This window comes from Paenibacillus sp. N3.4, assembly GCF_008017805.1.
Lineage (GTDB): Bacteria > Bacillota > Bacilli > Paenibacillales > NBRC-103111 > Paenibacillus_E.
Window position 1 is genome coordinate 42744 of record NZ_VRTT01000010.1, and the last position, 23647, is coordinate 66390.

The following is a 23647-nucleotide window of genomic DNA, read 5'->3' on the forward strand; positions in this document are numbered from 1 at the left end:
CTTTTCTATTCCCTATCATAAATTACTCATCAAGCTTGATGTATTTCGATAAGAATATAATAGTAATTTAGGTAAGTATTTCTATCAATAGATTGGACTACCGCATTATTTGTGAGTTAGCCGACCGATTAGGACGTGGTGCTTACTTTCAATATACGAGTATTGAAGACGTATTTCACGAATTGGCAGCTGCAACGGCTGGAGGGAAAGCAGATTACAGCGGCATTACGTATGAACGGCTGAAAGCGGAGAAAGGGATATTCTGGCCTTGCCCGTTTACCGATCATCCAGGTACACCTCACCTCTTTGAGCATACTTTCGATCATGCTGACGGCAAAGCAAGATTGTTTGGGATTCAGCCGAAGCTGCCGGCTGACCGACAGACAAGGAATATCCCTTCATCCTAACGACAGGACGAATTGCGCATCATTATTTAAGCGGCGTGCAAACACGTCGAACGGAGGCTTTAAATAAGAAGGCTTCCGTCCCCGTTGCGGAAATTCATCCATGGCTAGCCAGCCGTATCGGACTTAGCACGAATCAGAAAATTTGGATTACAAGCCGACGGGGTTCATTGGTTTTTGATGTGAAAGTGACAGAAAGCATTCAGCATCGTACGATTTTCGTGCCTTTTCATTGGGGGATGAGCTGTCTGTCAATGTATTAACTAACGATGTGCTTGATCCTACAAGTCGGATGCCCGAGTTTAAGATTTGCGCGGTGCAAGTCGAATCTGTCGAGTAAGACCGACTCAGCTTAATTGGCTTGGCCAAAGCACTAAGCGGGTACGGTCTTTTTCTGCACCCAGAAGCTTCAAGTATTCATGCTCAGGCGCTTCCGAAATGGGGATTCCGTTCCAGCTCTCAATCACGATTTTCCGGAGCTGATTATGTCTCAGGAATTGGCGGAACATACTTTTAAGCTCAAGCACGATATTTTGGATGTCTTCTTTGGGCTGTTGCGAAAGGCGGTCAATGTGATGAATCCTTTTTCCATTATTTTCAATCCAATAGAGCCATTGATTGCCTCTCAAAGCTAAGTAATTGCCGCTCTTACGGGAAAAAGAAATGCCTGACATTTCTGGCCAAGGGACGAGAAGTCCAAAGGGATTAGCTGGATCAAGGGCACACAGGAGCATGACTTTCTGTGAATGTAAGGAAATCTCATTCGTTTGCTGATGGAGGCGGGCAACGAATTCTTTGGTCGCGAACTGCAAGGCATGCAAATCTTCGATGAATAACCCTCTGACAACAAGTCCCCATTCCTCCAACTGTTTAAGTGCGATCTGTATCGCTTCCCACGGGAAGGGACAAAGCGCAGCGACAATATCCTTGGTTATTATTCCAAATCGCTCCAATAAATGATGCGTCCACTGCATAGCCGATGCTTGCTTATCGAATGACGGACTTAGCAGCGTATTTAATGGGTACCAACGGCCAAGACCTGACTGGAACTTCTCAGGTTTCTTAGGAGCTCCCCTGGCATGCAGCCGAAGCGGGGCGAACTGGTCATTTGCTGCTTGTCCATCCCAGACTAATTGCAGCAGCTCTTCTAATAAGGAAGAAGGAGGCCGGCCGGTTTCAATACCTAGTTTACTAAGAAAGCTAGCCCCTTTTTCCTGAAGGAGCTGAAGGAGGGCAGGGTGAGAGACAGGTTTGTGGTTCGCCGCAGCAAGGCAAGGCTCAAAGAGCAAGCTGCTTTCCGCCAGAAAGAAAGCGATTCTCCCTTCCTTTTCATCGGGCTCTTTGCGTCCCATCCATACGATTTCACCGGATGAGCAAAGCAAATCCAAATCTTGTTTGCGATAGGTCGGCTGACGAGTTGGGAAGAAGATGGATTCCCAAAGGGACACGGGCAGGAAGAAGCCTTGCAAATCTTGGATGATTTCACGAAGCGCCTCCATGCCGACAAGATGATTCGTTTCATTGGCAAGCTTGCGTCTTAGCGGCATGTGTTCCAAATACGTGAATGGAGAAACAGCTTGACCGTTACGGCGATAAGATTGCAGGGACTGACGAATTAAGCGGGAAGCAACCTTACGGCTTGTCCACAGCTCTTCCACCTCTGAATCAGCAAATGGCGCCACAGCAATTTCGCCAGTTTGAACCGCTGCTTGTATCCAATCATGTGCCATGTCGGGTGCAAGCGCATAGCGATTGACGAGCTCATCTGTCTTGAAGGCCAGTTTTCCATCAACAAACCGTTGAAAGACGAACGTTCGGGCTGTAGAAGAAACTGTGAGCGTTTGATAAAATTCGCTTTCATCGCTGCAAATATATCGAGTTTCGTCCGCTAATGAAGCTGCTTCCACTAATTTTTGTGACCCTAATTCTTGTAACCAACCCGAGACAAGTTCTTCGGTGGCGGAGCCTGCTTTGGACAGTTCGCTAAGCGTGGAATCGCCATGCTCTTTGAGATAACGCAGCACCTCACTCGTTGAAGCAAACGGATGATCTATGTTGGCGAGCTTGCGCTTCTCGTCCTCAACGATCTGAGGATGAACGGCATTGCTGATCGCTTCTTGGCCAAAAATGTCAGCCGCCATCTGACGACTGAAGCCCAGCAATTCAACCTGCAAATCCTGTGCCAGCGCATCGGATTCATAGATTCTGCGGGCGACATAATCAGCCTGGAATTGAGCGGCAAGCGGTGACGGGAAATGATTGCGATAAACAGCAAATTGGATACGGCCTGCTTGTATATCTTGTAAAAGGTAGACAAGATGACGGGTATCGACATGGTCCTCCAGACACTCCTGCATGGCTTCTTGAAATAAAGGAAACCGTTCTTTGAACGGAAGAGCTTCCCGCATTAATTCTTGACCTCGCAATCGCTTGATCCAAGCTGGCATACGCGTGAAGCTGCGGGAAAGCAGCAAGGATGTTTCTGCTAAGCGTTGGAAGGCGGCTCCGAACATCCCGGATTCAGCAACAGACTCAATGACGAATTGTTCCGCTTCCGCAGCATTAATGGATAGGATTGCCTGCAAAAGCGACTCGCTGTAGCTGGGGAAAATAAGCTCAATGCCATTATCCTTTGCATTTGTATAAATAGCGGTTAAACCATTTTGCTTAAGATGTCTGTCGATAGCCATTAACCACGTGCGATTTAATTTGCGGCCGAACAAGCTATGCAGGATATAATGTGTTTGATTGTTTTCATCGGCAAAGGTTTCAACAACAACGGTTGTATCCGTAGGTACGGTATTCACAGCTATTTGATTGCGTACGAGACTGATCAGAGAATCGCTAGCCTCCGTGTCGAAATGATAGGTTTGCATCAGCCACTCTTGAACGTGCAAATCGGCTTGGTTGCGAGTAATCGGCGCTAAAGCCTCGTTCTGCAACGTTTGCTCAACAAGAGGTGAAGTGACATTCATCGCAGGTGATGAAGGAGCAAACGTCAAACGATCATGCAGCTCCCGCCAGATTTGCCCGGTTTGGGCGCCTAGCTCGAACGATTTGCCTCCGGTTTCCCCACGCCAAAAGGGGATTTCACTATAGCGGTTATCGGCTTCGCGAACATAGATCCGTTCCGGCCGTTTACGAACGATGCGCCAAGAAGCTGTGCCTAATTGAAAGACGTCGCCGACCGACGATTCATGTATGAATTCTTCATCGAGTTCGCCGAGATGAAGTCCGGTTTGGTCATGGTGAACGGGATATGCCGTGCTCTGAGGAATTGTGCCTGCGCCGATCAACGCGGCCATTTGTGTAGCTGCCAATTTGTCCAGGCGGCCGGTTTCTCGATTCCACGAAAGGAGTGGACGCACGAAAGGATACAGCCCGGCTAGCACATCGAGCATAGCGAGCCAGCGTTCGCGCGGCAGCTCGCGGAACGAATCGCTCTGCTGGAGCATGCGCTCGACATCTGCAACGTCGAGCTTGTCGCCCAAAGCTACCATCGCAACAATCTGCTGCGCCAGAACATCGAGGCTGCCCCGCGGAATGTGGATGGCCTCGATACTGCGTTCCGCAATGCGCCGGCTTAGCACAGCCAGCTCCGGCAGCAAGCTGCGGCTGCGGGCAAGCAGCACGCCGCGGCTAATGCTGCCGATAGCGTGCCCGGCCCGACCAATCCGCTGGATCCCGGCTGCTGCGGTGAAGGGCGAGTCGATCTGGATGACCAACTCGACATGTCCGACGTCGATGCCTAGCTCCAGCGACGATGTCGCGACGAGGCATCGCAGCTCCCCGGCCTTGAGCATGCGCTCAACTTCGAGCCGCTTCTCGCGAGCGACACTGCCGTGATGGCTTTTGGCGATTTCGTACCCGACATGGTCATTGAGTCGGAGTGTCAATCGTTCGCAAAGCCTACGGCTGTTGGCGAAAATAAGAGCCGTGCTGCAGCCTTCCATGAGCTGCAGCAAACGCTCCACCAGTGGCGTCCATATCGCCTCTTTATCAGCCCCGGCTTGCGCAGGTTTAGGCATCGTCACTGTTAGTGCATACTGCTTCTCGGCTTTGCTCTCGACAATCGCTACATGGCGCGGCTGATTCATTTCCCAGCCGCCGAGAAACTGAGCGACTCGCTCAATAGGGTTCTGCGTTGCTGACATGGCGATCCGCTGAACGGATCGCCCGCACCATACGCTAAGCCGCTCGAGCGTAAGCGACAAGTGCATGCCGCGCTTGTCCGCAGCCAGATCGTGGATCTCATCGACGACGATTTGTTCCACACTTTTTAGCATTTGTCTCGCGCGCGGCGAGGTTAAAAGCAAATATAAGGACTCCGGCGTTGTTGCCAGCACATCCGGTGGATGCTTGATCATCGATGCCCGTGTACTTTGCGGCGTATCTCCGGTACGTACCCCTACGGAAATGCCAGGCCATTTTGGATCAACATTGGAAGCTTCAGCTTGCTGCTCAATTTCATCCATGAAATGAATCAGATGATCGTGAATATCATTGTTAAGTGCTTTCAGAGGAGTAACGACCAACACACGGACACCCGCTATGTATGCATCTTGTTCTTGCTTGCTTTGTACAATGTGATTAAGGCAAGGCATTAAAGCCGCCAGTGTCTTTCCTGATCCCGTTGGGGAGGAAATGAGCGTGTGCGCGCCTGCGTTTATGTGGTCCCATGCTTGCTTCTGCACATCAGTCGGTTCGCCGAAACGGGAAGTAAACCATTCCCAGAGAATCGGATGAAAGTCATATTGCTTTGGTGCGCTTTGCATCATTCTCATCACTCCCCCGCACAATTTCTTCCAACATAGCATATTGGGCGGCGGCTCGCCAGCGGTGTGAGGAAAAGCTGGGTTATGCTATACTTAAATAAGTACATAAACATATAAAACCCCGAGTCTCCTAAGGGAGGCCCGAGGACTTACATGGATCCTTAGGTTGACAGGATCAAATTTTTAGTTCCCCAAGCTTGATCAGTTCTACAACTGCTTGTGAACGACCCTTTACATTCAACTTTTGCATGACATTAGAAATATGGTTCCTGACTGTCTTTTCACTAATGAAAAGATGCTGCGCAATGTCCTTAGTAGTTTTGTCCTGCACGAGTAATTCGAATACTTCTCGCTCGCGGTTCGTAAGTAGAAATTTGTTTTTGTGGTCGTTGCTCATGGATGTTGTCACCCCTCCTTGCTCGGGTATTGGGAATTACAAGGTAAAGGGATACAGTCAAAGTTAGTTTATGAAGGGCTGCTGTTAATGGTGCGGTCTAAGGGGAAAAATAGGCAACTTGGGCTTTTGAGTTTCATATGGAGGCGTGTTAAGCTGAAATGAGGCATTTCCCCCAAGCAAAAGGAGGCTTCTCGCATGTTTAGGCGCGATTATTTTATGCGGCAGATCGAACAGATGACTGTAACGTTAAATAAAATTCTTTTTAACAAAGAACATCTCCCGATGGTCGATGCGCAGCAGCTGTTGGATGAGGCAAGCCGCCATCTTCTCGGATTACATATTCGCTCCTTACAGGCGCTCTCCAGCAAGGATATTTTGGAATTATTGACGTATCAGGGCAATTTGGATACCGGCAAGGCATTGGTCTTAAGCGATATGTTTATTGGTCAGGGAGATATGTTGAAGCAGCACGAACAAATAGATGATGCCTACCATGCTTATATAAAATCATTGGACTTATTGCTGCATATTCCGTTAGTTGAAGACATTGACCCAGGTGATGAGTTAAATGGGGAAATTGCTTTACGCATCGTCAAAGTGTGGAACGACTTCAACCATGGATTATGCCTGAGGCAACGCAAAGATTGCTTTTCACTTATTATGATAAGATCGGCAATTATGCAAAGGCGGAGGATGTGCTATTTCATTGCATGGAGGATCACTCCGAGCATTCGTTGGCACTCACGCAAGGCGTTTTATTTTATGAACGGCTGTTGGTTGCCAAAGAGGAAGAGCTGCAAGCTGGCAATTTCAGCAGGGAAGAAGCGGCCGATGGACTGCGCGCCATGAAACAAAGGCTGCAAGCAAATGATTTAACTAAATTGTAATCATAGACTACTAGAAACTGAAGGTGTGATGGAAATGGCTTGGTATCAGGAAAGCTTTGGAAATGATTATTTAATTGTATATAAACATAGGGACATGAAGGGCGCTTATCATGAAGTGAAGAAAATGATAGATTGGCTTGGTTTGCCTCAGGGTTCACAAGTCTTGGATCTCTGCTGCGGGATGGGGCGTCATTCCATGGCGTTGGCTGAGTTCGGTTACAAGGTAACTGGGGTTGATCTCTCGGAGGTGCTCCTGAACGAAGCAGTGAAACTGGATTCGAGTAAAGAGGTTAAATGGCTGCGAGGAGATATGCGGGAGGTTCCTCTTAAAGAGCAATTTGACGCTGTAGTGAATTTGTTTACTTCCTTCGGTTACTTTGATGAGGATGAGCAGAATGAAAAAGTACTTCATGAAATACATAGACTTCTAAAACCGAGCGGACGTTTTATCATTGATTTCTTGAATCCAGTTTATATAAAGGCGAACCTTGTTCCACAGTCGGAACGAACTGAAGAAGGACTTTGCATACGCGAAACCAGAACCATCGAAGATGGCTGCGTACGCAAGCGAATCGTGATTTCAGAAGTGGGCTCGCAAGATCGTCATTACTTGGAGCAGGTAAAGCTTTATGATCGAATGACATTTGAGGTTATGCTGCAAAAAGCGGGCTTAACGATTGATAACGTATACGGTGGTTATGATGGACAGGCTTATGAAGCGGAGACATCAAGCAGATTGATCTTTGTAGGCTATAAGGAAGGATGAATATCGGGAAATGGACATTGTGACTCAACATACAGACCAAATTGCACAAGTGAAAGTGCCATTGCCTTTTCCCCTTCGTTGGGTCAATGCCTATCTAATCCAGGGAAGCAACGGTTATACGGTTATAGATCCCGGGCTTCGCACAGCCGATGCGGAGGCACTTTGGCTGAAGGTTCTGCAGGAACGCGGAATCGAGTTCAGGCACGTGGAACAGATCGTGCTTACCCACCACCATCCCGATCACTATGGTATGGCGGGGTGGTTTCAGGAGCGCACGGGCGCGCCGGTTCTCCTCTCGGAGACCGGCCTGCGGCAGGTGCAGCTCCTATGGGGTCCTGAGCAGCCGATGTCGGCCCTGCTGCTCGAACTTTTTGCTCAGCATGGCTTCCCCCAGGCTGGGCTCGAAGAGATGACGAAGCACATGGTCAGCTTCGTCGAGATGGTTTCTCCGCAGCCGGAAGTAACGCTGCTGCGTGAAGGACCCGTGCGCCTCGGGGACCGTGTGTATGAAGCGATGGAGACCCCCGGCCATGCCGCGGGTCACCTCATCTTCTACGATGCCGAGGCGGAGGTGGTCTTTTGCGGCGACCACGTCCTGCCGCAAATATCGCCGAACGTTTCCTTCCTCCCGCAGGTGGAAGAAAACCCGCTCGGCGCATACCTGGCCAGCCTGCAGGAAATCAGCAGGCTGCCTGTGAAGATGGCTTACCCGGGTCACCGGGAGCCTTGGTCCAGCTTTGGCGCGCGCGCAGATGAGCTGGTGCGCCATCATCAGGAGCGGCTGGCGCTGATGGAGTCGCAGCTAAGTACACCGCTTAGCGCGTATGAAGTATGCCACGCCACCTTTGGCGATCGGCTTAGCATCCATCAGATGCGTTTCGCGTTGTCGGAGACGATTGCGCATCTCGTGCTGTTGGAAGATGAGGGCCGCATAGGCAAGATAGACCCTAATGCTAATCTTACACAATATGTCCGTTTAAATGCTTAGCTCGATGCTCGGAAACTGAAAAGCCTCCAAAATCTCGATTTCTCGTAGATTTTGGAGGCTTTTTTTACAGAATTTATATGATTTAGGGAACGTTAACGTTTTTTAAAACATGCTTACAAGGAAATGGCTCCGCAAAGCGGTATGTCTGGGAGGATAACGCTGTTTTTCAGCGTTACGAACGGGAAGATGCCGGTCAGCGGTGCTGTAAGCACGGAAAACGTGCTTACAGGTAGGAAAATTGACTGCTGAACTGTACATCGGGGAAATTCAGCGTTACAGCTCAGCAAACCGACCGTTTTCTTCCTTTTCCTTCTACATAAGCACGTTTTCGTGCTTACAGCGCCGCTGACGGGACACTCGCCTTCCGAAATGCTGAAAATCAGCGTTACAGCTCAGCAAACCGATCGTTTTCTTCCTTTTCCTTCTACATAAGCACGTTTTTCGTGCTTACAGCGCCACTGACGGGACACTCGCCTTCCGAAACGCTGAAAATCAGCGTTACAGCTCAGCAAACCGACCGGTATCTTGTATAGCCGGAGGATAACGCTGTTTTTCCGCGTTACAGCAGTCAGTTAGGGCAATAACTCCAAGATAACACCGAAAAGCGTGCTTACAGATAGGACCATGAGATTCCCTGAGGATTTTCCTTGTCACTATAGAAAGAATCAGTTTTCGGTTTGCGGAAAACAATTTGCTTATTGGCAAATCAATCATCCTCTAAAAGCGCTCACTCATCTTCGAAAGGCCTCGATAGAGATTATCTCAATCATTTCAGAGGTTCTGTCTCAAACTGCTTCTCTCAAAAGAGCTGGAAACACTCTTACGCCAGTGTTTACCTAAGTCTTATTTCAAAGGTTTACTATAAGTAGGCGTATTGTTATGGGCTAACCGACCGCATGCCGCGGCTATGATACCACAAACGATGTCGTCTATAAATGTGTTGCATTTTCCTTCCTCGTGATCGCTATCGAGATCCTTGATAATGCCGATTTTCTCTTTATCGAGATACCCGAAATTTGTGAGGGCAATTGTTCCGTACATCAAAGGAATAGCAGTAGCTACGCTTTCATCTACGCCAAAAAGTCCCTCGTCTTCTCCGACAATATGATTGTACTGCTGGCTGAACTCTCCATTTTCTACAGCAGTGTCAATTTTGATAGCCAGTTGAATGGCGTGGAAAGTTTGCTGTTTTCTTAAGACCGCAAGGACATTGTCTTCACAAAGACTACGTTCCATGTCAGGGTTGTAGGGACGCTGCAGATGGTCAAGAATAGCAACCATATCTTCCAGCTTTACACCTCTTGCTTCTAATAATTCTAGATTCCGATCCGCGTAATCTTCTTTGACACGTTCAGAAATAATAACGCTCGCCGTCGATGCTACAATTGCGCAGATACCTTTGGAAATGAACGATTTAGGGCGTTTATTCGGAAAGAAGAAACGAAATTTACAATCCATGAATCCAAATAACGAAATAGCGCCGCTTCCATAAAGTCCGCATATGGACATCGCTATGGTACGGTGAACATTATAAGCAGGGTCTTTCATACTGGCGAGCAGCTCAGAATCATGTTTAACCTTTTTTTCCAATTCCATCAGGGTGGTCATGACGTTATAGGTTTCTGTTTTGCTTAGCACGCTGAGCAGGTTAGTCGTTATCGTATCGTACGGAATTTTTTTAATTCCTTTTATTTCAACAAGCAGGCGAGCTACAGCTTCTTCAATAACAGTTTGCGAGTAGTGGCTGAATACTTCATCACGGAATTCATTGAAAATAAGTGTTTTTTCTTTGAGAAATGTTCGCATATCAACGCCTCCAGTTTCATCAAATCAGATCCAGCACAAGTATAGCATAGGATGGATTAAAATCGAATGTGGCTATGCAGGACGAGAAATGGCGGAGGAGATGGATAGAAAATCTTTTTGAAAATAAGGGGGACATGAAGTTATAAATCGGACAAAGCCTCGTATACATAATAATACGAAAAAGCAGTGTACAGGCCAAACCAATAAACGCAGATCCTTATAACTAAAGCTTCTGCGAAATGCGAAGGAGGAAACAAGCAAATGAAACATCAACATTGGATTCGTTCAGCTGCTATCGCGGGGGTGATTGTCTTAGCAACCACAGGATGCTCTGTCCTGGGTACTGGAAAGAAAAGTGACATCGATGCGCCTCCGAAAACAGGTGCGGAAGCAGAGGCCAAGACGACTTCAGCTGCGGTGACCATTGACATGATCGATGATAACTCTTCACAGATGACGGTCTATGTCAAAGATGCCAAAGGATTCGTAGCTCCACTTAGCCTAGGTCTGCCGAAATCGGTATCTGTCGCCAAGACGACATTGGAATATATGGTGGATGGCGGGCCTGTTGCCAGTTTACTGCCTTCCGGATTCCAAGCCTTGCTGCCCAAAGGCACGAAAGTGATCAGCTTGAATGTCCAATCCGAGAAAAAAGTAGCGATTGTCGATTTCTCCAAAGAATTTCTGAATTATGATGAACAGAACGAGCGCAAGGTGCTTGAGGCCATCACTTGGAATCTGACAAGCTTCCCAACCGTAGAGAAAGTGCAGCTTCGTGTGGAGGGCAAAGATCTTAAGGAGATGCCGAAAGGAAAAACGCCACTGGATACGCCATTAGCCCGAACCATGGGGATCAATATTGAGAAGTCAGAAGATGCAGAGTTCGGACAATCAACGCCAGTAACTCTGTATTTCTTGAATCAAACGGATCAAAATTACAAATATTATGTACCGGTTACTCGATTGGTTAAACGAACAGACAATGTCGCTAAAGCCGTTGTTGATCAGTTGATCAAAGGACCGGATCAGAAGAAGGGGCTGACCGCTGTGTTGAATGCTTCAACCGAAGTGAAGAGTATTAAACCGGCTGACGGACTCATTACAGTGGACTTTTCCAGCAAGCTTTTAGGTGCAGATCAAAAAGCGTCCGCAGATGCCTTACAATCGGTTATCCTTTCTTTAACGGAAAATACAGGCTTCAACAAAGTGCAAATTAAAGTAGACGGTGCCCTAAAAATCACTTCAACCGATAATCAAAATTACAACAAGCCTGTCGCTAGACCTGCTCATATTAATCCGGCCAAACTGTAAGTTTAGCTCGCCTATAACCTCTATGCGGATGCTTTGTCTTTGACAAGGCGGCTTGCATAGGGGTTTTCTCAGCGCAAAATCAATGGCTCGGCAGGAAGTTGCGAGGATCGTTTAAATGACGTCATATAGGGAAGGAAGGTTTCAAAGAAAAAATACGGATCACGAATACGACGAAACTCAACGGATTGCCAGGACTCTTCATGCTTGAGTTTTTATATAACAATAATCGGTATCATGTCTACCATGTTCTGGATGAACCGAATTACGAATTGCGAGTAGTAGATGAAACCTATACTAAAACAAGCTTTGAAGCTTTATTCAAAATAAGTGCAGCGGAATCAAAAAAATATTTAGACGCAATTAATCTGTTTATGAAACAGAATTATGAAGGCATTCAAACGTTTGTCGAAAGCTCAATTTTTAGAGTTTCAACCAATTTTTTTTACAAAAGCTCTGTACTACATTACAATGGGAGTTAAGGAACAAGAGCTTCTTTAGGGAAGCAACAGGAGGAGAACGAATAGTTATGAGAACGAACGGAAGAACAAATCAAGAATTACGACCTATGAAAATAACCCCTCACTATATAAAACACGCGGAAGGCTCTGTATTGATCGAAGTCGGCGATACCAAAGTGATCTGTACAGCAACCATCGAAGAGCGCGTCCCTTCTTTCATGAAAGGTCAAGGAAAAGGCTGGGTGACAGCGGAATATTCGATGCTTCCTCGGGCTACACAGGTTAGAAATCAACGTGAAGCGGCCAAAGGCAAGCTTGGTGGACGCACGATGGAGATTCAACGTCTTATCGGACGCGCACTTCGTTCCGTCGTTAATTTGGAAGCGTTGGGCGAGAGATCAATCACACTTGACTGCGATGTGATTCAAGCGGACGGCGGCACCCGCACAACATCGATAACCGGGGCTTTCGTTGCTATGGCATTCGCCATGAATAAGCTGGCGACGGATAAAAACCTGTCGAAGTTTCCGATTAACGATTTCTTGGCATCCGTCAGTGTTGGTATTATTAACGACACTGCCCGATTGGATCTTAACTATGAAGAGGATTCCAAAGCTAAGGTGGATATGAACGTTGTTATGACCGGTCAAGGTCAATTTGTCGAAATACAAGGGACTGGTGAGGACGCACCTTTTTCCCGCAAAGAACTGGACGAATTGCTGGCATTGGCAGAAACGGGTATTCATACGATGATTGCAGAGCAACGTAAGGTTCTCGGCCCGATCGCTGATCGCATTCGAGGTGTAGAGCATGCAGCTGCAGAGTAATTTTGTTGTTATTGCGACTCGTAACGAGGGAAAAGTAAAAGAATTTGCCAAGCTGTTTGGCGCCAAAGGGTATAAAGTTCGCTGCTTGACCGATTACACGGATCTTCCGGAAATTATTGAGAGCGGAACAACCTTCGCAGAGAATGCTCGGATTAAGGCGCAAATTATTAGTGCGCATTTGCATGTGCCCGTGCTTGCAGATGATTCCGGACTGTGTGTAGCTGCTCTTGACGGAGCCCCTGGTGTTTATTCGGCAAGGTTCGCCGGAGAGAATGCCACGGATGCTGACAATAACGCCAAGCTGCTGCAAGCATTAAGCGAGCTCCCTAATGCTGAAGGGGATTCTGCTACTTCCGCGAACCCCAAGCTGCTTAGCAAAGCTTCCTTCGTGTGCGCGTTGGCCTTGATCGATCCTGTCGCCAATGAAATTATTGAAGCTGAGGATCGTTTCGATGGTTATATCATAGGTGAAGCGCGAGGCGAAAGTGGATTCGGATACGATCCCTTGTTTTATTTGCCTGCCCTCGACAAAACGATGGCCGAATTAACGGTTGAAGAGAAAAATGAAATGAGTCATCGGGCCAAAGCATTACGCTTATTTTTGGACAGGCTGCCTGGCCAAAGGATATGTAGCCTCATGGATTCATCGAAGAAACCTGCTCCCACTCATGCGGTGGAAGAGCAGGTTTCTTTGTTTTAGCGAATGGATATCTTGTAGCTTCTCAGCCATGTATCCACTTGTATCAAGTAAGCGAAGAGTTGGGGTCCTGTCATTAATTGTCCAAACCAAGGAAGATCGAAATCGTTATTTTCTGAGCTGGCGAGGGCCTGTATTTTTTTGACATCAATAAAGGGCAGCAAGGGGGAACTTGGATCGTCCAGAATTTCAAGCACCCACTTTCTAACTGCTGTTAAATAGTTGGGATTGTGTGTTTTGGGATATGGGCTTTTTTTGCGAGTTAGCACGTCATTGGGTAGAGCGCCTTTCAATGCTTTGCGCAATATTCCTTTTTCTCGATCGCCTGAGGTTTTAATTTCCCAAGGAATGTTCCATACATATTCCACCAGCCGGTGATCGCAGAAAGGGACACGAACTTCAAGGCCAACCGCCATACTCATGCGATCCTTGCGATCAAGTAGTGTAGGCATGAAGCGAGTGATGTTTAAATAGGACATTTCTCTCATTCGGTTCTGCTGTTGGGTTTCCCCTGCTAATCGCGGCACTTCGCTAAGCGCCTGCTGATAACGATTGCCGACATATTCGATAGGCTTGATCCAATCGATGAGATCAGGAGCGAGAAGATCCACACGATTGTTCAGCTTGAGCGACCAAGGAAATGTTTCGGCTGCCAAAGCTTCTTCATTATGAAACCATGGATACCCGCCGAAGATTTCGTCAGCAGCTTCTCCAGAAATAGCTACCGTGGCTTGTTTTTTGATTTCCCGACAAAATAAATAAAGAGACCCGTCTACATCGGCCATCCCTGGTGTATCACGGGCAAAAACCGCTGTTTTCAGTGACTCCACCAACTCAGGTGTGTCGAACTCAACATAATGATGCTCCGTCCCCAAATGCTCCGTCATTCGTTTAATCCATGGGGTATCTGAGTTTGGTTGAAATATGTTGGCTTTAAAGTGCTTATCATTGTCCACATAATCCACTGAAAAAGTATGCAGCTGGCCTTTCCCAAGCTCCTGGTGATGACTAGCGGCCAGAGCCGTTAATGCACTCGAGTCGAGCCCACCGGAAAGGAGTGTGCAAATCGGTACGTCAGAGGCTAGCTGACGTTTCGAAGTGTCTTGAAGTAACTGCTGAACTTGTGAAGCCGTTGCTGCGATGTCGTCGGGGTGAGGCTTACTTTCCAGTTTCCAATAGGTGCGAATGGATAAGCCGTTGCGATCAAAGACGGCGCATTGCCCTGGTTTGAGCTCAGACATATTACGGAATATGCCGTGTCCGGGCGTGCGCGCAGGACCGACTGCGAAAATTTCAGCTAATCCTTCCGCGCCAACCTCTGCTTTGAAATCAGGGTGGGCAAGAATAGCTTTTGGCTCAGAGCCGAATAGAAGCACGCCGTTCTGATGAGAATAAAAAAGCGGCTTTACACCGAGCCGATCTCTAACCAAAAACAGAGATTGTTCCTGATCGTCCCAAGCTGCGAAAGCGAAAATGCCGTTTAATCGATCGACACATGATCTCCCCCATTCGATAAAGGCCACAAGCAGCACCTCTGTATCACAAGTGGTGCGGAAACGATGCCCACGCAGTTCGAGCTCTTTTTTCAATTCAGGGGCGTTATAGAGTTCACCATTATATACAATCGTATACGTGTAGTCTCCCTGTTTTCGAACCATGGGCTGAGCGCCATTCTCTGGATCCATGACACTGAGGCGCCGGTGCCCAAGTGCACAATGTTGCGAAATCCACGTGCCGGAAGCATCTGGTCCACGCAGATGGAGGGTCTCCGTCATATTTTCTAGAATGGACGGGTACCCGGTCAAGTCTTTCCGCCAATCTATCCAACCCGTTATTCCGCACATAGACGTTCATTCCTTTCCTTTAAGAGAGCATGATGATAAAGGGTATGCAATCTACGGGTATAAAATGTCTGTCCGATAGGGGGAACCAGGCGGTCATTTTAATTGGATTTTGTGTTTTGTGGACAAGACTGTTACAATAAATCCAATTATTACTTACTAAATGATAAAGGTGATGACTATGAAAAAGAAGCATTCCAAGGCACAAATTGATTATTTGGCATCCAGAGAGCACTTTCTACAAATCAGTAACCAAGCAGATAAACGAATCGCCGAATTAGCTGAAGAAGGAAAAGAACTTGGACAGGAAGAAATGGAAGAAATTATTGAGCGTGTCGGTTTACACCGCGCTTATAATGAGCTTACGCAAGCGGAGAACGTTCTGATTAACTGGACACAAACAGCGATTCGAACCGAACCTGCATTTATTCAAAATCGCAGCAACTTTGAGGAGCTTTACGAAAAGGTTAAAACAGATGCAGAAGCAAGAGGGGCAATTCTTAATCTTGCCATGCGGTTAAATTTAGAGCTCGTGTGACATTCTAAAGAGGTAGTGCCATTCTTTCTTCAGGAGGCGAATGCTCATGGATAGTCATTTCATCAGCAAGCTGCACGACAAACAGAGGAAAGCCGCAAAGAATTTGAGGACACAAGGTGACGGTCAACCCGGCGGTAACTTGCCGCACAAAAAGCACTAGCGTGTAATGGCACCAATAAGAGCCTGTAGGGAACAATTTCCTTACAGGCTTTTGCTTACCCGTTAGCATATTTCATATCGTTTTTCTCCATACTAAGGCAGCTATGATTTCACTTAGAGAGGATGAAGACGTTTATGAGTAAAAAGAAAAATATGGATGAGAAAAACCAAAGTGCCATTGACAATTCGAAGCAAGCTTCCAGTATCCAATCTAATTTACCGTCCACAGAGCCGGGGCAGCATCAGCCTAATCGACCTTCAGTCTAAAGGATTCTTAATTGGAGTCTATCAACTGGTATAGCGGAAGATAAACGCAGAGGCAGCCTTGGACAAGAAAAAATTGTCTGAGGCTGCCTCTGCCGTTTTATACAATAGTTGAGTTTTATTGTACACTGGACATATATTTCCCTAAGTTATCTCTAAATGCTATCAACTCTTCTTTATTATTCATTTTCAATGTCACTTTAGCTCCTTCATGAGAACCAGGCACATAATAAGCCCGTGTCAATATAGAAAGTAACTCATTTGTTTTTTGCACGAATGTAGAAAATTTAATTTGATCGTCTTCTGTGAACCTTTTATTCTCTTCGTAATTGTTTTTTATACTTTCAGTTATTGCTATCATATTTTTATTTATTGGATTTAATAAATCAGTCGATGTTGCAGAATCTACTGTTTCTGAATTAGCTTCCATGACAGAGAGCTTATCATGAATGTCTACTAGATGTTCTATTGTCAATTTGTTAATTGGATTTGAAGCTATAGCCTCATAGGTACTCCAAATTTTAAAAAGCGAACTGCCTACGATACTTTCCAAAGTCATTTTTATGCCATGTTCAACCTTTTTTTGCTGATTGTATATAAAGGCTGAACAAATAAGTGAAACAATAATTAAACCAAATAAAAGATTTTGAGTTTTCTTCTCCACGTTAAACAGCACACCCTCTCCCACGCCTCAATCAAAAATCCTTCTATTTCCTTTAGACGAGAACTTATCTGTTTGGTTGCGCGAACTTATTTTCCGTCGACTTGGGATCAGCGTCCTTCTTGTACGAAAACCAATGATAGGTTAAGATAAAGAATGAGTTTATGACTCATTCAATTTCATATCGGATTTAGGTGCTTGCTGATTATGTATGCATACAATCGGTAAGCTTAAAAGGGAAGTTTGGTTTGAAGCCAACGCGGTCCCGCCACTGTAACAGAGAAGTCAACGTCACTATGCCACTGATCGCTGGATTGGGAAGGCTGACGTTTGATGATGATCCTGAAGCCAGGAGACCTGCCTAGATCTGCGCACTGTTATGTACCTACGGGAGATAGGGAGGTGTTAGATGAACTATTCGCATATAATCGATAGGCGTCTTTCCCTTTGTTTGAAGAGGGGAGGACGCCTTTTTTAGTTGACAAAACAGCAAAACTCATGAATAATTGTTTAAATGTAATATTTACAATTAAACAAAAGAATTCATTACACACTCACAGGAGGTTCTTCCAGCTATGTTTACAACCTATAAAAGCAAATATGCTCGAATTACTTTGATCTTATCCATTCTTATCTTGGTCTTGTCTGCTTGTTCGAATCCAAAAAGCCAAACAGTCAAAGAATCCACACCTGCTTCTGTGGTGCCCGCCAAAGAACAAGTGCTCAAATATGTGACTCTCAATATGCCTCGATCGCTAGATCCAACGAATATTGACGCGCAGCGCATTACTTCCGATGGAATCGCAGAACCGCTTGTGTATCAGAATGATGATGGATCGATACGCCCATGGTTAGCCAGATCGTGGAAGAACGTAGAACCTACTGTCTGGGAGGTAGAATTGCAGCAGAATGTTAAGTTCTGGAGTGGGGCTGTGATGGATGCAGCTGCCGTAAAGGCTGCTTTGGAGCGTCATCAGAAGCTAAACAAACGTGGCCCCTCTCAGCTCGGCGGTGTTCAGTTTATCGTCAAGGATGCGACACATCTGCAAATCAAAACGCCAAAGCCTGATCCTTCCTTTATTTTTAAATTAGCAGCCTTTGCTATACATAATGCGGCGCAAGCGGATTTGATCGGTGATAAATTTAATAAAGAGACTGATCTGACCGGATTTATGAAGCCAATCCAATTCACACCGGGAGAATTATTGATTGCAGAAGCATTTCCCGGATACTGGGGAGAAAAACCGAAGCTGCAGCGATTGGAAGCCAGACTTGGTACGGATGGACAATCTAGATTGCTCGCGCTTAAAAATGGCGATGCAGATGGCGATATGAATGTTGAAGTGGAGCAGCGGGTGTCCTATGAGAAGGATGCGAAATTTCAGACTTACTTCCCGATTGGCAGTACGTCGAACCTATGGTTGAATATTAAAAAAGTGCCTTCTCTTCAGGACAATGTCAACGAATGTGTATAGCTCGTGCCCTCGTTGCTAATCCGGAACTAATCATTCTGGATGAATGTCTCTCGGCGCTGGATGTCTCGGTTCAAGCGCAGGTCATTGAACTGCTCCAATCCTTACATAAATCTCGTAAACTCAGCTATTTATTTATCTCTCATGATATTACGGTGGTTGCTTCGATATGTAAACGTATATTGGTCATGCATGAAGGCGTCTTGGTGGAACAGGGGAGGACAAGCGAACTAATGGGGAACCCGCAGCACCCTTATACCCAGTCTTTAATGGCTGATGTGCCGCAGTATCCGAGCTTTGTTTTAGAAGAAGGAGGAAAAAAATGAGTACTTGGGATTTATCTACCGTTCAGCATCATGTGTTAATTTGTAATGGCGGTTCTTGCCTAAAGAAATTGGGTGACGAGACCACCCTAGCCATCCGAGATGAGATTGCATGTCACGGAGCAGAGAATCTGATTCATACGACGAGAACACGGTGCAATGGTCGCTGTGAAGATGCTTGTGTGGTAACGGTATACCCGCAAGGGATTTGGTACAAAGAGATGACGCCTGAGCTTGGAAGAAGACTTGTGCGAGAACACTTGCTGAATGGCCAACCGATAGAAGAGAATATGATATACAGCTATGCGGAAACCTTTGTGCCGACAGGTAACGGAAGTGCAGGTAAAAGTCGAGCCGCGAAATAAATGGAACGTATGCCCACGCTGCGTGCCTACAAACGTGTGACAACAAAAAAGACCTAGCGGACTAAATCTTAATTCCCGTTAGGTCTTTCGTATTTTGTTTTATAGTTATTGAATCGCTGCCAGTTTTCTTTCTCTAAACAATTTCGCGGCCTCTACCATGACTCTGAGAGAAGCGATGGTTTCTTCTTTGCTTCTTGTTTTGAGACCGCAATCCGGATTGATCCAGAATAGTTCAGGCTCTAATACTTGGAGTGCTCGCTCTATCATCTCTACCATTTCTTCAACAGATGGCACACGAGGACTATGAATATCGTAGACACCTAATCCGATGCCTTGATCATAAGTGTGCTCTTCAAAGCTGTGAATCAATTCGCCGTGGCTGCGGGAAGTTTCAATGGAGATGACGTCCGCGTCCAGGGCGCGGATGGAATCGATGATATCGTGGAATTCGCAGTAGCACATATGCGTATGAATTTGCGTCGTATCTCGGACAGTAGCTGTGGATAAACGGAAGGCCAGTACCGACCAATCCAGATATGCTTGCCAGTCTTGCTTTTTGAGGGGCAGTCCTTCACGAAGCGCCGGTTCATCGACTTGGATCATTTCGATGCCTGCTTGTTCCAAGGCTTCTACTTCTTCACGAAGCGCCAAAGCAATTTGATAAGCAACTTGCTCCCGCGTAATATCACTGCGAACGAAGGACCAGTTCAGAATCGTAATAGGACCTGTCAGCATGCCTTTAACAGGCTTCTGTGTCAGAGATTGCGCGTAGGCTGTTTCCTTAACGGTCATGGCTTCAACGAATTCCACATCACCGAAAATGATAGGGGGTTTTACACAGCGGGAACCGTAGGACTGCACCCAACCATTCGAAGTGAAGGCGAAGCCAACCAGCTTCTCTCCGAAAAATTCGACCATATCGGTACGCTCGAATTCCCCATGAACGAGCACATCTAGTCCCAACTCCTCTTGCAGCGCAATCCAGTGACCAATTTGCTCTTGGATAAACTGCTCATATTGCTCTGGCGTCCATTGTCCGTTTCTCCAATTTTTGCGTGCATTGCGCACTTCAATCGTTTGCGGAAAGGAACCAATCGTCGTTGTCGGCAAGAAGGGAAGCTGCCATTTCGCTTCCTGGATACCTCTACGAGCCGTAAAGCTGCTATTTCTTGCAGCTGGAAGACTGGCGATATTCGCAGTTGCTTCTTGAACATTCCGTTTGTTCCGATACGCGGAAGTGTTTAATGCTGAAAGGACTTTTTGATTACTGGCTAACTCAGCAGCTACAGACGTTTTACCTACGTTTATTGCCTTCGTTATAAGAGTGATCTCATCCAGCTTTTGTTCGGCAAATGCCAAAGCATCGAGCAGGATCGGCTCAAGCTTGACTTCTTTGCGAGTCGAAACAGGCACATGAAGCAAACTGGATGAAGGCTGGATCAGAAGTCGATCATTTGATACGAAGGAAGAAATCATGTGTAGAAGATCCAATTTTTGCGTGAGATCAGCTTGCCAAATATTTCTTCCGTCAATTATGCCAGCTGCCAAAACTTTGTCCGAAGGGAAGCCGTAGGATTGAATCTGCTTTAAGTTGGCTTCTAATCCATGAACGAAGTCTAAACCGATACCGTGAACAGGAAGCTGAATGAGATCTTCGTAGTGCTCAACGGAATCGAAATACGTTTGTAAGATCAGTTTCAGATTAGGAGCCGCTTTGGCAAGCGTTGCGTAAATATGCTGGATGCGACTGATATCCGATTTGGCTAACGATTGCACGAAGATCGGCTCATCGATTTGAACATATGTGGCCCCTTCTTGTTCGAGCTCTGCCAATATTTGCGTATAAAGAGGAAGTAATTCTTCTATAAGCGCATCGATTTGATCGGATTTATAGCCTTTAGACAGCTTAAGAAACGTGTACAAACCAATAATGACGGGCTTTCCATCAATACCTAGTTTTTCTTTGGCTTCACGGTAAGCTTCCAGCGGTTTGTTGACGGTTAAAGTGGGTTTCGCCTCGTTTAATTCCGGTACAATATAATGGTAATTGGTATTGAACCATTTGGTCATTTCGCAAGCTGTTGCCCCTTGACTTCCGCGGGCCATTGCATAGTAAGTAGAGAGGGGAACAACACCGCCTTCATAGGGAAATCGCTTAGGAACGAGTCCGAACATAGTGGCTGTATCCAGCATGTGATCGTAGAGACTGAAATCACCGACAGGGATAAGGTCGACTCCCTTGGCTTGTTGCAATTTGAGATTATCGAGTCGAATCTGTTCAATTTGCTTATTAAAGGCAAGTTCTTCAACTTTACCTGACCAGAATGCTTCTAAAGCCTTTTTCCATTCTCTGTTTTCTCCGATTCTTGGATAACCAAGGTTACTGCTTAATGTATGACTCATGAAAGTTTATGCCTCCTAGGCGTTATTTGGATAAAATCAAAAAAGAGGTATCCTTAACCTGTTTGTAAAAAAGGTTAAAGATACCCCGTGTATGTGTGTACAGTGGTTGCCATCTCTAACACCTCCCTATCTCCCGTAGGTAAAGCAGTGCTGTCAGAATAGGCAGGTCTCCTGGCTCCAGAATCATCATCAAACGCCGGCCTTCCCAATCTTGCGATCAGTGGCAGTGATGGCGTTTATTCCTCTGTTACAGTGGCGGACGCGTCGGTATTGCACCGATCTTCCCTTTTAAGCGCTGGTTTGTCTTTGAAAAACCAGCGCACCTATTCCCACAATATGCGATTTTCATTGAATGTTACTGAATAAATATACAACTAATCTTATAAACATGCAAAGCTTTTTTCGAGAAGCTGCTTGAAATCTTCGATACTCTTAGGTGCTTTGTTGATCTGACGAGTTGTTTCAGGTAAAGAGAGCCATAATTCAAGCAGCATAGGAAGATCCAAACCTAACGTCTTTATCGCTTCCGAGTTGCTGAAAATCTCGTCAGGTGTACCTTCCATCACACACTTGCCTTGATCTAGGACTAACATCCAATCTGCCCATGAGTAAGCCAAGTTCATATCATGGGTCGCCATTACCAGCGTCATGCCGTTTGCTTGGATACGGTTAAGCTCTGCAAGAAGCTGCTGCTCCGATATCCGGTCCAAATAAGCCGTGGGCTCATCCAGCAGCAGCAGCTTGGGTTGAAGCACCAGAACCCCGGCTAGGGCGACACGCTTCTTTTGGCCAAGGCTCAAATGATGAATCGGCTTTTGCGCTAGATGTGTAAGATTCATCGTGTGCAGAATAGCCTCTGTTTGCTGCTTAATTTCCGCCTCCGGCAACCCGGCGTTGCGCAAGCCGTATGAAATATCTTCATAAGGTGTGTTCAGAATAAGCTGCTGTTCAGGGTCTTGGAAGACAAGGCCAACGTCTTGACGCAACTGTTTAAGCTCCTTGCGTGTGTACGTCAAAGGTTGGTTGTTCCACATTACCTGGCCGGAGGTAGGGGCATGAATGCCAATAGCCTGAAGGAAGAGTGTAGATTTGCCTGAGCCGTTATGCCCGCAAATGGCTGTCTTTTTGCCTGCTGGAATGCGAATATTCATTTTGTTAAGAGCGTTTGCTTGTGTACCCGGGTAGCTAAACGTTACTTCAAGGGTTTCCAGAATTGAACTCATCGGATGATCCTCCATCGAAGCCATATTTCTAAAAACAGCAATAAGAGGAACCCACAGCTGCTTTCCAGTTTATATCGAAAAGGCACAGGCCTTGCTTCATAAGGCGCGAAATGAATATCATCCGTAAACCCTCTGGAAACGAGTCCGTTGGATATCGTGCGATAGCGCTGCATGGTCTTCATAAACAATTGGACGATCAGCATGGCTGTATCTTTCAATCTGTTAGAGAAGCCGGTTTGACCGCCTCTGGACTGCTGGGCGATAAACATATCGTGGGCAATTTCAAACAGAATAAACAGGAATCGGTACATAATCAGCATGATTTCCAAGACGAGAGAGGGTACGCGAACTTTCTTCATCACCTGCAGCAGTTCCGAGAAGGGCGTACTGAACATGATGAACATCATACAGGAAAGGCTTGCTATAACTCGGGCAAATAAAAGAGCTGCCAGTCCTAAACCGGAAGTGGTTATCCATACACGCCACTGAAAAATGGAGATAGCTATGAACTGATCATGGGCTCCCAACGTTTCATGCAAGGGGCGAACATCAATAATTAAAGCGGGCAGGCTTCCTACAAAGAATAAGCAGGCCAGCCCGACAACTAGGAAATAATATTTGGTTGGAATTTGTGCGTAAACAATCGTCCAGATGGCCATCCAACAAGCGATAAGGACCTGAGTAACGGGATGCGAAAGATAAGAAAGCAGAAGCATGGCAACAGCGAACCCGCATTTCCATAAGGGCGAAAGCGCCCGTAAGGAGTTTTGATAGGATAGCGTATCAATAAGCTTGATCATTGGGCTTTATTTTTGGATGCTCTTCCTTTAAACACGCCAAAAGCAAAACCAATAAAACCAGCTCCGATAGCAGCTTGCAGGGCAAATAGCATGCTTTCTGTTTCCGGAGGCAATTCGAATAAAGAAGAGAACCATGGCGTGTAGGAAGGATGAAGCATTTTGATCACATTTTCAGCGGCATCGTCGGCACCACCGAATTCGCCTTTGACAAAAATCAATGGTAGAACAGCTAGTAAAACAACACTGACGGCCATCAACATATTTTTCATGCGATTACTCATG

At 46.3% G+C, this 23647-nt stretch carries 23 protein-coding genes, 1 pseudogene and 2 riboswitches; of the genes and pseudogenes, 15 read left to right on the forward strand and 9 right to left on the reverse strand.

Annotation, left to right across the window (positions count from 1 at the left end; translation table 11 throughout):
• The first annotated feature begins 92 nt into the window (after nt 1-92).
• Complete coding sequence (locus FU659_RS07535; RefSeq protein ID WP_147946991.1) at nt 93-407, forward strand: hypothetical protein; 315 nt, start codon at nt 93-95, stop codon at nt 405-407.
• A gap of 35 nt (nt 408-442) precedes the next feature.
• Nucleotides 443-667 carry a molybdopterin dinucleotide binding domain-containing protein gene (locus FU659_RS07540; protein ID WP_261807674.1) on the forward strand — a complete coding sequence of 75 codons (225 nt, stop codon included), beginning with the start codon at nt 443-445 and terminating at the stop codon, nt 665-667.
• 84 nt (nt 668-751) lie between these two features.
• On the opposite strand, the gene FU659_RS07545 is transcribed toward FU659_RS07540, so the two are convergent.
• Nucleotides 752-5182: a DEAD/DEAH box helicase gene (locus tag FU659_RS07545; protein ID WP_261807675.1), complete on the reverse strand. Its 4431-nt coding sequence runs from the start codon at nt 5180-5182 to the stop codon at nt 752-754.
• A 172-nt stretch (nt 5183-5354) separates the two neighbouring features.
• Nucleotides 5355-5576 (reverse strand): helix-turn-helix domain-containing protein, encoded by a 222-nt coding sequence (locus FU659_RS07550; RefSeq protein ID WP_147946993.1) that lies wholly within the window; start codon nt 5574-5576, stop codon nt 5355-5357.
• A 195-nt stretch (nt 5577-5771) separates the two neighbouring features.
• Here FU659_RS07550 and FU659_RS38740 point away from each other — a divergent pair.
• The 4 genes and pseudogenes from FU659_RS38740 to FU659_RS07565 form a co-directional block, all read left to right on the forward strand.
• Nucleotides 5772-5912, forward strand: a pseudogene (locus tag FU659_RS38740) (DUF6483 family protein); the annotation flags it as partial.
• Nucleotides 5913-6286: 374 nt separating this feature from the next.
• On the forward strand, nt 6287-6463 hold the full coding sequence (locus FU659_RS38745) for a DUF6483 family protein (RefSeq protein WP_397355262.1): 177 nt from the start codon (nt 6287-6289) through the stop codon (nt 6461-6463).
• 28 nt (nt 6464-6491) lie between these two features.
• A complete protein-coding gene (locus FU659_RS07560) occupies nt 6492-7229 on the forward strand; it encodes a class I SAM-dependent methyltransferase (RefSeq protein WP_397355264.1) in 738 nt (245 codons plus the stop codon).
• A 10-nt stretch (nt 7230-7239) separates the two neighbouring features.
• On the forward strand, nt 7240-8217 hold the full coding sequence (locus FU659_RS07565) for an MBL fold metallo-hydrolase (RefSeq protein WP_147946996.1): 978 nt from the start codon (nt 7240-7242) through the stop codon (nt 8215-8217).
• Nucleotides 8218-9060: 843 nt separating this feature from the next.
• Here the strand turns inward: FU659_RS07565 and FU659_RS07570 are convergent.
• The gene (locus FU659_RS07570; RefSeq protein ID WP_147946997.1) at nt 9061-10023 is read right to left on the reverse strand and encodes a phosphatidylglycerophosphatase A family protein; all 963 of its coding nucleotides are present in this window, start codon (nt 10021-10023) and stop codon (nt 9061-9063) included.
• A 261-nt stretch (nt 10024-10284) separates the two neighbouring features.
• Between FU659_RS07570 and FU659_RS07575 the strand changes: the two genes are divergently transcribed.
• The 3 genes from FU659_RS07575 (at nt 10285) to rdgB (ending at nt 13319) form a co-directional block, all read left to right on the forward strand.
• Nucleotides 10285-11334 carry a GerMN domain-containing protein gene (locus FU659_RS07575; RefSeq protein ID WP_147946998.1) on the forward strand — a complete coding sequence of 350 codons (1050 nt, stop codon included), beginning with the start codon at nt 10285-10287 and terminating at the stop codon, nt 11332-11334.
• Nucleotides 11335-11860: 526 nt separating this feature from the next.
• Nucleotides 11861-12619 carry a ribonuclease PH gene (gene rph / locus FU659_RS07580; protein WP_147946999.1) on the forward strand — a complete coding sequence of 253 codons (759 nt, stop codon included), beginning with the start codon at nt 11861-11863 and terminating at the stop codon, nt 12617-12619.
• Nucleotides 12603-13319, forward strand: a complete 717-nt coding sequence (gene rdgB, locus FU659_RS07585) for an RdgB/HAM1 family non-canonical purine NTP pyrophosphatase (RefSeq protein ID WP_147947000.1) — start codon at nt 12603-12605, stop codon at nt 13317-13319. The genes rph and rdgB overlap by 17 nt, the downstream gene beginning before the upstream one ends.
• On the opposite strand, the gene asnB is transcribed toward rdgB, so the two are convergent.
• Nucleotides 13316-15160, reverse strand: coding sequence for an asparagine synthase (glutamine-hydrolyzing) (gene asnB, locus FU659_RS07590; protein WP_147947001.1), 1845 nt, complete (start codon nt 15158-15160; stop codon nt 13316-13318). The genes rdgB and asnB overlap by 4 nt on opposite strands.
• 178 nt (nt 15161-15338) lie before the next feature.
• On the opposite strand from asnB, the gene FU659_RS07595 reads away from it, so the two are divergent.
• The 3 genes from FU659_RS07595 to FU659_RS36895 all read left to right on the forward strand — a co-directional run bounded on the left by FU659_RS07595 (nt 15339) and on the right by FU659_RS36895 (nt 16121).
• The gene (locus tag FU659_RS07595; protein ID WP_147947002.1) at nt 15339-15695 is read left to right on the forward strand and encodes a hypothetical protein; all 357 of its coding nucleotides are present in this window, start codon (nt 15339-15341) and stop codon (nt 15693-15695) included.
• Between the two features lie 46 nt (nt 15696-15741).
• Nucleotides 15742-15855, forward strand: coding sequence for a DUF4023 family protein (locus tag FU659_RS07600; protein ID WP_147947003.1), 114 nt, complete (start codon nt 15742-15744; stop codon nt 15853-15855).
• A 134-nt stretch (nt 15856-15989) separates the two neighbouring features.
• A complete protein-coding gene (locus FU659_RS36895; RefSeq protein ID WP_261807676.1) occupies nt 15990-16121 on the forward strand; it encodes a hypothetical protein in 132 nt (43 codons plus the stop codon).
• Between the two features lie 115 nt (nt 16122-16236).
• Here FU659_RS36895 and FU659_RS07605 read toward each other — a convergent pair whose 3' ends face one another.
• The gene (locus FU659_RS07605) at nt 16237-16806 is read right to left on the reverse strand and encodes a hypothetical protein (protein WP_222708496.1); all 570 of its coding nucleotides are present in this window, start codon (nt 16804-16806) and stop codon (nt 16237-16239) included.
• Nucleotides 16807-16954: 148 nt separating this feature from the next.
• Nucleotides 16955-17158: riboswitch (cobalamin riboswitch) on the forward strand.
• Nucleotides 17159-17354: 196 nt separating this feature from the next.
• Here FU659_RS07605 and FU659_RS07610 point away from each other — a divergent pair.
• The 3 genes from FU659_RS07610 to FU659_RS07620 are packed head-to-tail and all read left to right on the forward strand — an operon-like array spanning nt 17355 to nt 18939.
• Nucleotides 17355-18254 (forward strand): ABC transporter substrate-binding protein, encoded by a 900-nt coding sequence (locus FU659_RS07610; protein WP_147947005.1) that lies wholly within the window; start codon nt 17355-17357, stop codon nt 18252-18254.
• Nucleotides 18245-18577: an ABC transporter ATP-binding protein gene (locus FU659_RS07615; protein ID WP_147947006.1), complete on the forward strand. Its 333-nt coding sequence runs from the start codon at nt 18245-18247 to the stop codon at nt 18575-18577. The genes FU659_RS07610 and FU659_RS07615 overlap by 10 nt, the downstream gene beginning before the upstream one ends.
• A complete protein-coding gene (locus tag FU659_RS07620) occupies nt 18574-18939 on the forward strand; it encodes a (2Fe-2S) ferredoxin domain-containing protein (RefSeq protein ID WP_147947007.1) in 366 nt (121 codons plus the stop codon). The genes FU659_RS07615 and FU659_RS07620 overlap by 4 nt, the downstream gene beginning before the upstream one ends.
• A 105-nt stretch (nt 18940-19044) precedes the next feature.
• Here FU659_RS07620 and metE read toward each other — a convergent pair whose 3' ends face one another.
• The 4 genes from metE to FU659_RS07640 all read right to left on the reverse strand — a co-directional run bounded on the left by metE (nt 19045) and on the right by FU659_RS07640 (nt 23646).
• A complete protein-coding gene (gene metE, locus FU659_RS07625) occupies nt 19045-21342 on the reverse strand; it encodes a 5-methyltetrahydropteroyltriglutamate--homocysteine S-methyltransferase (protein WP_147947008.1) in 2298 nt (765 codons plus the stop codon).
• A 144-nt stretch (nt 21343-21486) separates the two neighbouring features.
• Nucleotides 21487-21684, reverse strand: a riboswitch (cobalamin riboswitch).
• A gap of 38 nt (nt 21685-21722) precedes the next feature.
• Nucleotides 21723-22565 (reverse strand): energy-coupling factor ABC transporter ATP-binding protein, encoded by an 843-nt coding sequence (locus FU659_RS07630; RefSeq protein ID WP_147947009.1) that lies wholly within the window; start codon nt 22563-22565, stop codon nt 21723-21725.
• On the reverse strand, nt 22562-23365 hold the full coding sequence (cbiQ, locus tag FU659_RS07635; protein WP_147947010.1) for a cobalt ECF transporter T component CbiQ: 804 nt from the start codon (nt 23363-23365) through the stop codon (nt 22562-22564). The genes FU659_RS07630 and cbiQ overlap by 4 nt, the downstream gene beginning before the upstream one ends.
• Nucleotides 23362-23646: an energy-coupling factor ABC transporter substrate-binding protein gene (locus FU659_RS07640; RefSeq protein ID WP_147947011.1), complete on the reverse strand. Its 285-nt coding sequence runs from the start codon at nt 23644-23646 to the stop codon at nt 23362-23364. The genes cbiQ and FU659_RS07640 overlap by 4 nt, the downstream gene beginning before the upstream one ends.
• Nucleotide 23647 lies beyond the last annotated feature (1 nt).

Bases quoted from the DNA above. Each gene is read 5' to 3' on its own strand.
- FU659_RS07545 (WP_261807675.1), bottom strand. From the start codon at position 5,182: ATGATGCAAAGCGCACCAAAGCAATATGACTTTCATCCGATTCTCTGG.
- FU659_RS07550 (WP_147946993.1), bottom strand. From the start codon at position 5,576: ATGAGCAACGACCACAAAAACAAATTTCTACTTACGAACCGCGAGCGA.
- FU659_RS38745 (WP_397355262.1), top strand. From the start codon at position 6,287: ATGGAGGATCACTCCGAGCATTCGTTGGCACTCACGCAAGGCGTTTTA.
- FU659_RS07560 (WP_397355264.1), top strand. From the start codon at position 6,492: ATGGAAATGGCTTGGTATCAGGAAAGCTTTGGAAATGATTATTTAATT.
- FU659_RS07565 (WP_147946996.1), top strand. From the start codon at position 7,240: ATGGACATTGTGACTCAACATACAGACCAAATTGCACAAGTGAAAGTG.
- FU659_RS07570 (WP_147946997.1), bottom strand. From the start codon at position 10,023: ATGCGAACATTTCTCAAAGAAAAAACACTTATTTTCAATGAATTCCGT.
- FU659_RS07575 (WP_147946998.1), top strand. From the start codon at position 10,285: ATGAAACATCAACATTGGATTCGTTCAGCTGCTATCGCGGGGGTGATT.
- rph (WP_147946999.1), top strand. From the start codon at position 11,861: ATGAGAACGAACGGAAGAACAAATCAAGAATTACGACCTATGAAAATA.
- rdgB (WP_147947000.1), top strand. From the start codon at position 12,603: ATGCAGCTGCAGAGTAATTTTGTTGTTATTGCGACTCGTAACGAGGGA.
- asnB (WP_147947001.1), bottom strand. From the start codon at position 15,160: ATGTGCGGAATAACGGGTTGGATAGATTGGCGGAAAGACTTGACCGGG.
- FU659_RS07595 (WP_147947002.1), top strand. From the start codon at position 15,339: ATGAAAAAGAAGCATTCCAAGGCACAAATTGATTATTTGGCATCCAGA.
- FU659_RS07600 (WP_147947003.1), top strand. From the start codon at position 15,742: ATGGATAGTCATTTCATCAGCAAGCTGCACGACAAACAGAGGAAAGCC.
- FU659_RS36895 (WP_261807676.1), top strand. From the start codon at position 15,990: ATGAGTAAAAAGAAAAATATGGATGAGAAAAACCAAAGTGCCATTGAC.
- FU659_RS07610 (WP_147947005.1), top strand. From the start codon at position 17,355: ATGTTTACAACCTATAAAAGCAAATATGCTCGAATTACTTTGATCTTA.
- FU659_RS07615 (WP_147947006.1), top strand. From the start codon at position 18,245: ATGTGTATAGCTCGTGCCCTCGTTGCTAATCCGGAACTAATCATTCTG.
- FU659_RS07620 (WP_147947007.1), top strand. From the start codon at position 18,574: ATGAGTACTTGGGATTTATCTACCGTTCAGCATCATGTGTTAATTTGT.
- metE (WP_147947008.1), bottom strand. From the start codon at position 21,342: ATGAGTCATACATTAAGCAGTAACCTTGGTTATCCAAGAATCGGAGAA.
- FU659_RS07630 (WP_147947009.1), bottom strand. From the start codon at position 22,565: ATGAGTTCAATTCTGGAAACCCTTGAAGTAACGTTTAGCTACCCGGGT.
- cbiQ (WP_147947010.1), bottom strand. From the start codon at position 23,365: ATGATCAAGCTTATTGATACGCTATCCTATCAAAACTCCTTACGGGCG.
- FU659_RS07640 (WP_147947011.1), bottom strand. From the start codon at position 23,646: ATGAGTAATCGCATGAAAAATATGTTGATGGCCGTCAGTGTTGTTTTA.